This is a genomic window from Serratia sp. TSO36 (assembly GCF_057808395.1).
Window position 1 is genome coordinate 56524 of the sequence record NZ_JBJZOU010000008.1, and the last position, 12210, is coordinate 68733.

The following is a 12210-nucleotide window of genomic DNA, read 5'->3' on the forward strand; positions in this document are numbered from 1 at the left end:
GCTTGCCGACGCTACGACGTTTTACAATAGACCCAGTATGTTAAGGCAAAGCAATTCGCGGGTGTTTTTTATGCCGAGTCTATCCAGCGCTGTTCGCCGTTGGGTATAGACCGTTTTGGCTGTAACGCCCCTCTCACGTGCCAATGAAGAAATGGGAATACCTTGCAACGTGGCCAAAATGACCTGACGCTCTTTGTCGGACAGTGATTCCGGCCGTACGCCGTGTCGGGCTATCTGTTTCTCTTCGCCATACATCCAGGCTAAAAAGTTGCGTAGTAATATGTCGATTGGCAGATGAAGGTGGAAAACAATCGGTGATCCTAGATTTTTCGTCAAATAACGCCCATTAGTTGACGCTGAATCCATTAGTAATGCAGATCGCCAGTTCGGATGGTAGGGTAGGCGACGATATAGTTGAACGATATTTCTCAGATAAGACACATTGCGCGGACAAACGTGAAAAAGTAATAATCCTGAATGCCCCTTTAGGCTCTGCCCCCGTATAAATGCCGCAGGCGAAGCGTAAGCACTGAAATTTTCAACATGCGGCGTCAGTAACTCTGTCAGCCCCACTTGTGTCAAGGCGCAGCTACTGATAATGCTCAGGCTGCGTGGTGTTGTCACTGCTGCAGCGGCTGCGTTAACACGCGTTTGCTCCTGTCTCTCTGTATGCATTTCGTTTTTGGTTTCTTGGAAAAATATCCGCTATGACATCAATAACGGGGATTTTTCACTATCAGGCCATTACCTGATTTTCCGTCCGAGCCGCTGGTCTGCGGCCTTAATATCAGGTGATGACCTGATACCCCATCCATGGACAGTTTCCTATCATTAATCCCGCTTGGCGCATGTGTCGCTTGATGAGTCGAGGTGACATTCTCCTGCAACGTTACGGGGGCTTTGATGCCCCCCGAGTGGTTTAAGTTTTCGCGAGAATCCATATTCATAGAGGATGCTATATGTGCATTGATGTTGTCGTTCCTGTTTTTAATCAGCTGGAGAAAACAATTCTTTTTGTTAATTCATTGGGTAATCAAGTTAGCAACAGGCTTATTATTGTCGATAATGGTAGCGACGAAGATATGCGAAATTATCTTGGCGGCTTGGATGCGACGTTGATTACCAATGAAATTAATCTGGGCTATACCAAGGGAATGAATCAAGGGTTATTACAGGTGAAAAGTGAGTATGTGCTTTTTGCCAATAACGATGTGATTTTGCCTGCCAATGTACTGCAGCGCCTGCTCGCGCATTTAGAAAACTATGACATTGTCGCGCCGCTAACGAATAAGGCCTCTGGGACCCCTGAGGCCATTACGCCATTGCTTATTGACTTCGATCCTCTGACTGGCGATATCGAGCCATTTTCCGAAGCGCTCTACGAAAAAAACAAAATGCGTTCGATGCCAGTCCCCAGCGCCTATGGCCACTGTTTATTGATGAAGCGAGATGTGCTCGAAAAGGTGGGGCTGCTGGATGAGTCTTTCGAATCAGGCTACCACACCGATGACGATTTTTGCCGTCGAGCGATTGATATGAATTTAAAAATAGGTCTGGCGCTTGACTGTTTTGTTTTCCATTTTTGTCATTCCACATTCCGCTCTTTAGGTATTGATTCTAAAGATGAAATTGAAAAGTCAATGCGCCTATTCAAGGATAAGTTCAAATGATATTTATCGAAGGATTGCCGTGCGCGGGGAAAAGCTTATTGGTGAATGCGCTGGCGGCGCAGGGAACAAGCGTCTGCTTTGAGTTGGGGAAGGTGTTGAGCAGGGCAGATTTTCCAGGTAACGGTCTTTCTTTGGCAGAGGTTGAAAAAATCAACGATTGGTTTATCGCTAAAGAATGTGAACGCATGCGGGGAAAGGCGCATTACTTTGATCGTTCCTATTTCACCCATCTTTGTTACGCCTATGCCTACGGTAGATTTATGTCGCTCGATATTTTTTCAGTAACGGTGAAAAGGTATGCAGAAAAAATCTCTGATGGCGGTTTACCCCTGCCGTGGGGGATTGTTTATGTCGATATAGAAAGCAAAGAGTCGATTGCCAGACAAGAAAACAAGATAACCACGCGCGTTTCTCGCGGCCTGCCGGCATTTTGGCGAAACGAACAGTTTTTGAATGATACCCGCTATGCCTATCAAAACCTGTTTTCTTCTTGTTTTGACATTCCTGTTATTTCTATAGATGCGAGGCTCAGTACGCAGGCAAAATTGAATCAATTGAATGAGTGGATGCCAGGCGTGGTGGAGCGGCATGACGCAGCCATTGATTTCAATGCGTTTATAGGAAAAAACCTCAGGGATGGAACCAGATGATGATGGTCTATTTTTTTTCTTTTGCTCTGATTTTTCTCTTTTTGGTTGTCAATGTGTCACAGTATATCAATATCAGTAAGAGTCGGAGATTTATTAAAAAAGAGATGCAGGTTGCGTTAACGGGCGAGAGGCGAAATCGTCTGATTGTTTTAATTCCGGTTATGGATGAGCATAAAATAATTAATGAAACGATTACGTATTTTAATCGTATTCTTTCATCTCATCCAGACAGTCTTTTAGTCTTTGTGACAACCCAAAAAGAAGGCTGTGCGGAGAAGAATAAAACCTATCAGAAAATACTTCCTTATTTATCTGAGAAAACGTTAATCATTCATTACCCCTTCCTTTCAGGAAATAAAGCTCATCAGCTCAACTATGCGGTTGAGTTGTTGGGACGTATGCAAAAAATGGATGGGGGGCCAACCTACTATGGCGTGTTTGATGCAGATTCTCGGCCGGATCCTCGAGGACTTGACTATGTTGCTCAGAGTCTCGAGGAAGAAAAGGTATATCAAATGCCGCCGGTGTATTCGACCAATTTTGATGAACTTTCTCTTTTTGGCAAAGCGTCCGCCATTTTTCAAACCCGCTGGATGATGAGCTACGAGTTACCGACTCTGTTGAAAAATCACCAGATGCAAAAAGCGACGCACTTATCTTATTGCATTGGGCATGGATTATTTATACGGCAGCAGTATTTTGAGGAGAATCTCTTTCCGGTTGAAACCGTAACGGAAGATCTTCTGTTCGGTTATCGGGCGGTTATGCACAGTGTATACGCCAAGCCTGTGCCTTATTTTGACTATTGCTCTTCCGTGAGCCGATTTTCTGCCGGTGTGCGGCAGTCAGCGCGTTGGCACGCAGGGGATCTTTCCTCATTGATGCTGCTGATGGGAGAAAAAAGCAACGGCAGCGCGAATCGTTATCGTTGCTTGAAAATGAAGCGTATGTTCACCATGTTACAGTGGCCTCTGGGACCGGTTTTCACGATCGCCGTATTGTGTGTACTGTTCGCATTGCAATGCTGGCCGGGCGTTATAGCTATGTTGATCCTTATAGGCAGCTATGTATTCCTATTGCACTCCCCGGTAATTCAATATTTTTTCCCCCGCAGAGGGGGGCTGCTCTCACTTTATGGCGCGCTTTTAGTAAAGAGCGCTGCGAATTGCCTTGGGGCGCTTTATAGTTATTTTCTTAGGTTGAATCCGAAAGTGGATTTATGGTTTAAAACCCCTCGTTAAACATATGACTGTGTGAATTTCTACTTTTTAATAGATCTGTTTTCGGAATTGTGACGGTGCGGATATGGAATGTAAGAAAGACGGTTCTGGTGATGTGACCTTGATGGCGATATTTCTATTTGTTTTCAAAAAATGGGCAGAGCACCCTTTGCGAATGATGCTTGTTGTCATTCTGGCTTTGTCCTCTGCACTGAGTGATATATTAGTTCCGGTATTTGCCGCCGATTTTGTCAATGTTCTGACGCAGGGAGGGAGCCCATTCCTGTCTTTTTTTATGATGATGGGGTTGGGAGCCGCCGGTGCTCTGCTTCGTCAATGCCTGAACTTAAATATTGCTTCATTGACGTTGACGATGATGAGTCTGGCCGGTGCTCGTGCTTTTAAACAAATACAATCCTTGACGGCAGATTGGCACGCCAATGGGTTTGCCGGCTCGACCGTGCGGCAAATTACCCGCGGGATGTGGGCTTTGGTCGCGTTTAATGAAACTCTGTTGGCAGGTCTGTTGCCTATCGGGGCCATGCTGATCGGTAGCACGGTATCCGTGTGGTTGCACTGGCCAATGGCCGGCGGCGTTTTCGGTATTGGGGGGATATTGTTCAGTATCGTGGCCGTGCTGTTGACCGTTCTGTATGTTGCGCCAGCAGCCCGCACTGGCAATGCATGGGATAGCCGCATTGGTGGAGCTTTAGCCGACGCACTCACCTGCAATTCGGTCGTAAAAGCTTTCGGCGCGGAAGTTCGGGAAGAAGAGCGGCTGGCTAGGATCCTGGCCGCCTGGCGTCGTCATACCTCATGGGCCTGGATGCGCAGCAACGTTAATGGCGGCGTGCAGGAAATAATGCTGGTTGCACTGCAAACTCTGGTATTGGGGGTGCTGCTGTTGCTCTGGCGGCGTGGAGTAATCAACGTCGGTGATATCACGTTTATGTTAACGACGTTATTTATGCTGCAGGGTTATCTGCGCCGCATCGGAAGCAATTTCCGCCACCTCCAGCGAGCGATGAATGAATTGGAAGCGATGGTAGCGTTTAAACGCCTTCCCGCCGAAGGGCGCGCGGATGATAAGGGGAATGCGGTGACGATCAGCCGCGGCGAAATCTGTTTTTCTGATGTCGACTTCAGCTACAGCGGCTCTGGCGTTCCACAGCTTTATCAGAAGATGAATGTCAGGATCAAAGCCGGGGAACGGGTTGGGTTGGTGGGCTATTCCGGTTCGGGAAAATCAACGTTCGTCAGGCTGATTCAGCGTCTTTATGACGTTCAAGGTGGAAAGATCACCATTGATGGGCAAGATATCACTCGAATGCAGCTTGCCTCCCTGCGCCGCCAAATCGCGACGGTTCCACAAGAACCCTTGTTGTTCCATCGTTCTCTGTCCGAAAACATCGCTTACGCCAAACCTGATGCAACGCAGGACGAGATTGAGCGGGCAGCGAAATTGGCTGGGATCCACACGCTGATTAGCCGATTGCCGGAAGGATACGACACGCTGGTGGGCGAGCGGGGAGTCAAGCTGTCAGGAGGGGAGCGTCAACGCGTGGCGATCGCGCGCGCTTTTTTAGTGGATATGCCGATATTGATCCTCGATGAGGCGACTTCCAGTCTGGACAATGAAAGCGAGGCGCACATTCAACGCTCGATGAATGAGTTGATGAACAACCGAACGACATTGGTGATAGCGCATCGGCTGTCTACATTGCGTCGAATGGATAGGATCCTCGTTTTTAGCCATGGGCGCATTGTAGAACAAGGCTCACATGATGATCTTATTGCAATTGAGCGTGGCGTATATAGAAAGCTATTTGAGCGACAACAGATGACGGAGAAAAATACGCATTCCCCAAGTTAACCCCATGCTGGCGAATAACGTCAATTTCCCCGGTTGCAGTTTCAATCAATAATAGGCATTTTTATGAGAGTAGTAACCACATGCAGTGAAATAGAAAACGGATTGACGGTGACTCAGTTCGAATATCAGCAGTTAAAACGCTTGGCGCTGGCGATAATGGATAAGGTTTCAACCTCATGGCCGGTCGTTTTTATCGGCGTGGGACGTTCTCCGACGCCATTGATGGCATTTCTCGAGTGTTATTTAGGAAAAGCGTATGTAATTAACTTGCCGCTGAGTGGCTTTCGTCATAATTACCTCAAGGAGAATGTTTCTCTGTTAAGAGAACCGTTGAACGATGATCAGAACAAAGCACTACTGCTTCACTTTCAACGCTTTATTCCAATTGAAAAGGTGCGCAATAGCCACTTGGTTGTGATCGACTTTATCGACTCTGGGGCTTCTTTAGTGGCTGCCACCCATTATATTCGGCATTATCTTCGCCGATGCGACGATACCGATAACATTAGCGCTGTATCGCTGCGCGCAGTGGCGCTGCCTGAATGTTTTCGTTCTGCCATGCAGACGGTGGAACTGGATTATGCAGATTTCCCTATTCACGCTGAGACTGAAGCATGCTCCGAACAACATTTTAAGTTAGGCCGCGGCAATTATTATGACGCTATCTCACCGGTAAAAGGGGCATTTAAGATATCAGAAGGGCACCTCACGGAGATGTTGGTCGAGAATAATACGGCATATCGGGACTATATGCGGCAACTTGCCGAGCATATGTTCCGGGATGGTGATATCGAGGATCCGATTCGAGGGCCTGTGCAAACCGTGATGGACGGTATGCGAAGCGTTAATAAGAATTGCCATTCCCGGGGGGATGCTAGGGCATTGCATCGTCAATACAACACTTTCCCCTCGCATGTGAGCTGCCAGTTAAAGGAAAGCACAGTCAACTATTCTTACGTGACCGGTGAGACGTTGGAGAGCGTAGTGTTGCGAAAGGATGAACGCGCACCATTATTGCTGACACAACTCGCCAGAACACTTGGGCAGCTGCATTGGAATCATGAACTGATAATTAAAAATTATGAGAGAATCTGTTCGGAGAGAGTAAAGGAAAACACTTTCCATATCAATGATATCACATATGGTTATTTTTCCCAGATTCATGGCGATGCGCACTTGAGAAATATGCTGGTGACGCCGGAGTATAAATTAGTCTTTATCGACAGGATGCGGCAGTGTGGTGATATCTTGTACGATTTTCCCTTTATTCTCTCATTGCTTTGTTTGGAGTTGAGGCGGCGGGATGGCTATTTTTATTCATTGGTGAGCGTGTTCTTTCAATGTTATGAGAACTATGTTGATGATAAGGTTAATTTCTATCGTGCGTTTATGGTTAACTTTATAAATTACGCCAAAATAGCGCATGAAACTTATAATAACGCCGTGCCTCCTTTTAAAGAATGGAAATCGGCGCAGGAGTTGGTGGAGGCGACAAAAGACTATGGTGATTTCAAGACATTTTTAATCTCATACTTCGGTCATGACAAAACGTGATGGCGAAGGGCCTGCCCTGTTATCTGGTTTTATTGTTATTTCATGTTTGATAAGGTTATTTTTATGATGCGTAAGTGCTTCAGTACTGCAGTTTGTTGTTTTATTTTTCTGGGGGGCGCGCAGGCGTCCGAAATGACGAAAGACGGCGAGCCGTTTTCTTTTCTGACCCGCGGCCAATTGCCGGACAGCCTGTCGATTCTTCCTTCTCCCCCGCGCAATGACAGCGTGGCCTTTCTTTTGGATAAAGCCGCATACGAACAAGGCCGCAGCCAGGCGGGGAGTGACAGATGGTTGCAGGCTATTAATGATGCGAATTTATCTGACGAAAATATTGGAAAGCCGTTTTCTCAGGCGCTGGGCGTTGATATTTCTGAAGACAAAACACCGGCCACCTATACGCTGTTAAAAAAAATTCGTACCGATGCTGGGCGATTTGCAACGGCTTCGGCAAAGCGATATTACATGCGGCCAAGACCGTTCATGTTTTTTAATACGCATACCTGCACGCCCCAGGATGAGGGGAAGTTGCGCATGAACGGTTCTTATCCATCCGGGCACACGACGTTGGGGTGGACCATGGCGCTGGCGCTGGCGGAAATCAGGCCGGAACGGCAGAATAAATTATTACAGCGTGGCTATGAGTACGGCCAAAGCCGAGTAATATGCGGAGCGCATTGGCAGAGTGACGTCGATGCCGGGCGTATTTTGGGCGCAGCGGTTTTTGCCCGCCTGCATGCTGATGAGCAGTTTGTTGCGGCGCTGAATAAAGCGAAAAAAGAAATCCACAATCAGGCTGGGCATCTGCAGGGGACGGAATAATCCCCCTGACTGGCTACATAACCCTTGATCGTTTGCTGCAGGCGTTATGTGGCCAGGTTTTTCCCTGCATGAACTACGGGTGAGTATGCCACGCCTCATACGTTGGCCCATCTGGCACGTCTTGCCGTGCTATTGAGCGATTATGGCGTCAGTGGACGGTGGACATGTATAAATGCACAATCCGTTTAGGTATTGTATGGGTTTGCCTTTTTCTTATCTAGTATCATTATCCCGTACGACTCTCCTGGCGTGTTGTTGTCAAATGAACCATGGGTTCTCGCGCCGATATTCGCACTCTCTGCATTGCGTTCAGAATTGTTCCGGCATTTCATAAGGATGGTATGCCGTAGTATTACAGGGATAAGAAAATGAGAATGCATTCGTCATTAGTTTTTAGGCTAACGATATTCTTATCGTTGAGCTTGATGCTAATATGGTTGGTTTCAGTCTTGACGACCGTGTTCTTTTCATTAAGCCACGCGGATAGGCATGTTATTGACGAACTTTCTCATTTGGCGTCACTGCGTGTTGAGCTAAGCAACCATCGCTTTGAAGGTGCGGAAAGAGACGCGCAAGATCTGGCAAGACGTTATGATAGTTTCTGCAAGAAACAGGAGCTGAATAATATATCGGGAAAAAGTGATAGTCGATACTTGCCGATAAATAGTAAGGCCTGCCATCTCAATCATGCGATTCATCGTGATAATTGGTTTATCCAGGCATACGGGTCTGCAGGTCAAACCTACTATTTGGACAGTTTTCTCCTCAAACCTTCTCAGGGGATTTCACTTTACCCGCCAGAGAAAATTACTGACGATTACTTTTCTCAACGTCGATTGGGGTTATCGCAGTTCCAAACGTATCCGCATCACGATAATATCTATTGGGGAAATCCGGAGTACCTTTCTGGCAGTGGCTGGAGCATTTCGGTAGCGGCGGGCGATAAAGCCGGCGGCCTGATAGGTTATGCCATCAGGTTGGATGACCTATTATCCTATGGGCATACGGTGACAGATTTTGACGTTAATATTTGGTTGGATCGCCACCAACAACCGTTACCTTTTTTTCGCGGAAAACTTCCGGCGGCGGAAGAGGAAATCATTTTCAACTCGTTGAAAAAAATAAAATTACGTGATGGTTGGCAGCGGATCCCGGGTTACAGGGTATTGCGCATTCAGCTCAAAGGCCCGGGCTGGCAGCAAGTGGTTCTTTACCCCGATCGTGGAATATTGGAAGAGGCGGCTGAACAGGCAAAAGCGCAGTTGCCTTTTGCCTTGGGCATTTTATTGTTGATAACTCTGGCACTTTTTTGGATGCTGCGCCGTTATTTGGCACAGCCACTGTGGCAATTCGTTGACGTTATTTGCCAAACCAGCGCCGAGAATTTTTATCCTCGTCTTCTCGAACACAGACGAGATGAACTGGGGCAAATCGCCATCGCTTATAATCGGCTGCTGGACAAGTTGAATCAGCAATACGCTACTCTGGAAAAAAAGGTGGTGGAAAGAACGCGTGCGCTGAAAGAGGCGAAACGTAAGGCTGAGTTGGCGAATAAAAGGAAAAGCCGTCATTTAACCGCAATCAGCCATGAGTTGCGTACACCGCTCAATGGAACTTTAGGGGCACTGGAGCTGCTGAGAACCGGTGATATGGATCAACAACAGCAGTGGCTTGCAGATACCGCACATCAGTGCACGCTGTCTTTAATTGAGATTATTAATCAGTTGCTCGATTTTTCTTGCATTGAAGCGGGGCAAATAGAACTGCAATCCGCCTCCTGCCAACTTCTACCGCTACTCGATCAGGCGATGATGACGATACAGGGGGCTGCTCAAAGCAAAGGGTTGGTGCTGTCAGTCCATTTGGCGGCCAACGTGCCGCACCATCTTTGTCTGGATGCGCTGAGGGTGCGGCAAATTCTGGTGAATTTGCTCGGTAACGCCTGCAAGTTCACCGACCAGGGCCATATTACCATGCAGGTAGAGCGCGTTGGCAAGACGCTGGTTTTCAACGTGGAAGATAGCGGCCGCGGAGTCTCTGAGGAACATCTAGCCTCCGTATTCATGCCTTTTTACCAGGCGCAGACGCATGCTCAGGGGACAGGATTAGGGCTTACGATCGCCGCCACGCTCGCCAAAATGATGGGAGGCCGGTTGGACTTCAGCAGCATTTTAGGCCGTGGCAGCCGGGTGGCGTTCCATATGCCGCTGGGGCAGTTCAGCGAGCCCGAGCCGCTGTGCGGCGTTGTTGGAGCTCCGGCGATGCTGCATCCCCAATTGCTGTCTTGGGGGATATCATGCCTGACGCAAGACCCTGCCGAAGGGGGGCTCAATACCGACCTGGCATTTTTGCCAGGGCGTCTGCATGAAGCGGTGAAATGCCTATTGGCCGACAGCGTTCTGCAAAGCCGGAACCAGCTCCCCCTTCAACCCTGGCGCTTGCGCGTGTTGTTGGTGGACGATACGGCCACTAACCGCGATATCATCAGCGTCATGCTTGCACGCTTGGGGCACGAGGTTCATCAAGCTGAAAACGCCAGGCAAGCGTTGCAATTAGGTCGTGAACATCGCTTTGACGTGGTGTTGATGGATCTGCAGATGCCGGACTGCGATGGACTGACGTTGGCACGGTCATGGCGGGATGATGCACAGGGGCAGGACGGCGGTTGCATGATTGTGGCTTTGTCGGCGCATACCGGCGCGGAGGAAAAAAGGCGCGCAATTCGGGCTGGTATGAACGACTACTTGGCAAAACCGGTCACGCTCAGCCAGCTTTCTCAACTGCTTGAACTGGTTGCCGAATATCAAATAAGTCGCGATATTAGTATTATAAATCAATTGGATACTGGCAAGCCCATTTTGGCGATGGACGACGGGCTGATAGGTGGCACCGTCACTTGCGAATTACGCAGACTTCTGGTGGAAGCCGAGCAAACCTGTGGCCGAAAGACGGATTTTGCGAAGACGGTGCACACGATCAAAGGGATATGCGGCCAAGCCGGGTTGTCGCAGGCTATGCCGTTGATCGTTGAATTAGAACGTCAAATTCTTGCGAAGGAGACGCCGCAGCAAGAACGATTGGTATCTCTGCTCCGATTGATTCGCACTCAACTCAACATTGATTGAAAACTCATAAAAATAGACGGGTACTGAGCCTATTATGAACGCTTATCGTGTGTTGATCGTTGACGATCATCAGTTGATTATTCATGGTGTGCGCACGCTGCTTTCGGCGTATCCGCGTTATCAGATAGTGGGGCATATCGAAAATGGCCTGTCGGTTTATGCGGCCTGCAATGAGTTTATGCCGGACATCGTGGTTCTGGATTTGGGGTTGCCGGGGCTGGGGGGACTGGAGGTCATCGAACAACTTTGCCAGCGCTGGCCAAAGTTGCGCATATTAGTGCTTACGGCAATGCAGGACGAAATAACGGCCAGCCGGGCGATACGCGCCGGGGCGATGGGATATGTGTTAAAGACCAGTTCTCAAATGGTTTTGCTGAGCGCGATTACCAACGTGGCAGCCCGCAAGTGTTATTTGGATCCTGATTTGGATCCCCGCGTCATTGCTCAATTAAGCAATGAGGAAGACAGCGGCGCTTTGCTTACGCGAAGAGAACGTCAGGTGTTGCAACTTATCAGCGAGGGTAATGCAAATCGCAACATTGCTGAATTGTTGAATATCAGCATTAAAACTGTCGAAACTCATCGTCTTAACACCATGCGTAAACTCAATGCACACAAGGTAACTGAATTGTTGCAGTCGGCCCGGCGATTGGGGCTGCTGAACGCTGTGTAGGGAAGGGGGAGAGGGGATGCATCTCCCTGGAAGATCGGAATGTCACCTGTCGCTGTCCGCGAGCGCTTTACTCTGCGCCGCGATCGCATTTCGCGCGAAAAACCAGTGACAGATCAACCGCAATCCCCCAATATGGATTTTCCATCAAGATGATTACGCGGGTGCCAGTCTATGCTGAAAGTGAATGAGTATTTTGCCGGAAAAGTGAAGTCTATCGGTTTTGACAGTAGCAGCATCGGTCTTACCAGCGTGGGCGTGATGGAAGAGGGGGAATACACCTTCTCCACCGCGCAGCCGGAAGAAATGACGGTGATCACCGGGGCGCTGAAAGTGCTGCTGCCGGGGGCGCCGGACTGGCAGGTGTTTACGCCGGGCGAGAAGTTCTTCGTGCCGGGGCACAGCGAGTTCAACCTGCAGGTGGCCGACGCGACCGCCTATCTGTGCCGCTACCTGAGCAAATAAATTTTGTTCGTTAGGGAAACGCAGGGCTCAGCGGATGTGAACTGACCCCCAGAAGTTGGACGATGTAAATTCAGGCGGCCTTCATGGCCTGGGTTCGATACTCTACCGGACTCAGGCCTTTTAGTTTCTCTCTGAGGCGGCGGTGGTTATAGTAATCAATGTAG

11 protein-coding genes are annotated in these 12210 nt (G+C 48.6%); 9 read left to right on the forward strand and 2 right to left on the reverse strand.

Annotation, left to right across the window (positions count from 1 at the left end):
- Nucleotides 1-21: 21 nt before the first annotated feature.
- Nucleotides 22-675: a helix-turn-helix transcriptional regulator gene (locus ACK3CV_RS05290; protein ID WP_080353507.1), complete on the reverse strand. Its 654-nt coding sequence runs from the start codon at nt 673-675 to the stop codon at nt 22-24.
- A gap of 284 nt (nt 676-959) precedes the next feature.
- Between ACK3CV_RS05290 and ACK3CV_RS05295 the strand changes: the two genes are divergently transcribed.
- The 9 genes from ACK3CV_RS05295 (at nt 960) to ppnP (ending at nt 12046) form a co-directional block, all read left to right on the forward strand.
- Nucleotides 960-1670 (forward strand): glycosyltransferase family 2 protein, encoded by a 711-nt coding sequence (locus tag ACK3CV_RS05295; RefSeq protein WP_033637270.1) that lies wholly within the window; start codon nt 960-962, stop codon nt 1668-1670.
- A complete protein-coding gene (locus ACK3CV_RS05300) occupies nt 1667-2320 on the forward strand; it encodes an AAA family ATPase (protein ID WP_164141888.1) in 654 nt (217 codons plus the stop codon). The genes ACK3CV_RS05295 and ACK3CV_RS05300 overlap by 4 nt, the downstream gene beginning before the upstream one ends.
- Nucleotides 2317-3561: a glycosyltransferase family 2 protein gene (locus tag ACK3CV_RS05305; protein ID WP_080353506.1), complete on the forward strand. Its 1245-nt coding sequence runs from the start codon at nt 2317-2319 to the stop codon at nt 3559-3561. The genes ACK3CV_RS05300 and ACK3CV_RS05305 overlap by 4 nt, the downstream gene beginning before the upstream one ends.
- A 64-nt stretch (nt 3562-3625) precedes the next feature.
- Nucleotides 3626-5413, forward strand: coding sequence for an ABC transporter ATP-binding protein (locus ACK3CV_RS05310; RefSeq protein ID WP_050595973.1), 1788 nt, complete (start codon nt 3626-3628; stop codon nt 5411-5413).
- A 108-nt stretch (nt 5414-5521) separates the two neighbouring features.
- Complete coding sequence (locus tag ACK3CV_RS05315) at nt 5522-6967, forward strand: aminoglycoside phosphotransferase family protein (protein ID WP_164141886.1); 1446 nt, start codon at nt 5522-5524, stop codon at nt 6965-6967.
- A 42-nt stretch (nt 6968-7009) separates the two neighbouring features.
- Nucleotides 7010-7786 carry an acid phosphatase gene (locus tag ACK3CV_RS05320; RefSeq protein ID WP_230200690.1) on the forward strand — a complete coding sequence of 259 codons (777 nt, stop codon included), beginning with the start codon at nt 7010-7012 and terminating at the stop codon, nt 7784-7786.
- 374 nt (nt 7787-8160) lie between these two features.
- Entirely contained in the window at nt 8161-10911 is a 2751-nt protein-coding gene (locus ACK3CV_RS05325) for a two component system sensor kinase (protein ID WP_489009810.1), read from the forward strand.
- A 34-nt stretch (nt 10912-10945) separates the two neighbouring features.
- Nucleotides 10946-11584, forward strand: a complete 639-nt coding sequence (locus ACK3CV_RS05330) for a two component system response regulator (RefSeq protein WP_033637278.1) — start codon at nt 10946-10948, stop codon at nt 11582-11584.
- A gap of 171 nt (nt 11585-11755) precedes the next feature.
- The gene (ppnP, locus tag ACK3CV_RS05335) at nt 11756-12046 is read left to right on the forward strand and encodes a pyrimidine/purine nucleoside phosphorylase (protein WP_004940463.1); all 291 of its coding nucleotides are present in this window, start codon (nt 11756-11758) and stop codon (nt 12044-12046) included.
- A 70-nt stretch (nt 12047-12116) separates the two neighbouring features.
- On the opposite strand, the gene ACK3CV_RS05340 is transcribed toward ppnP, so the two are convergent.
- On the reverse strand, nt 12117-12210 hold a 94-nt coding region (locus ACK3CV_RS05340), incomplete at its 5' end, for an IS3 family transposase (protein WP_489009811.1).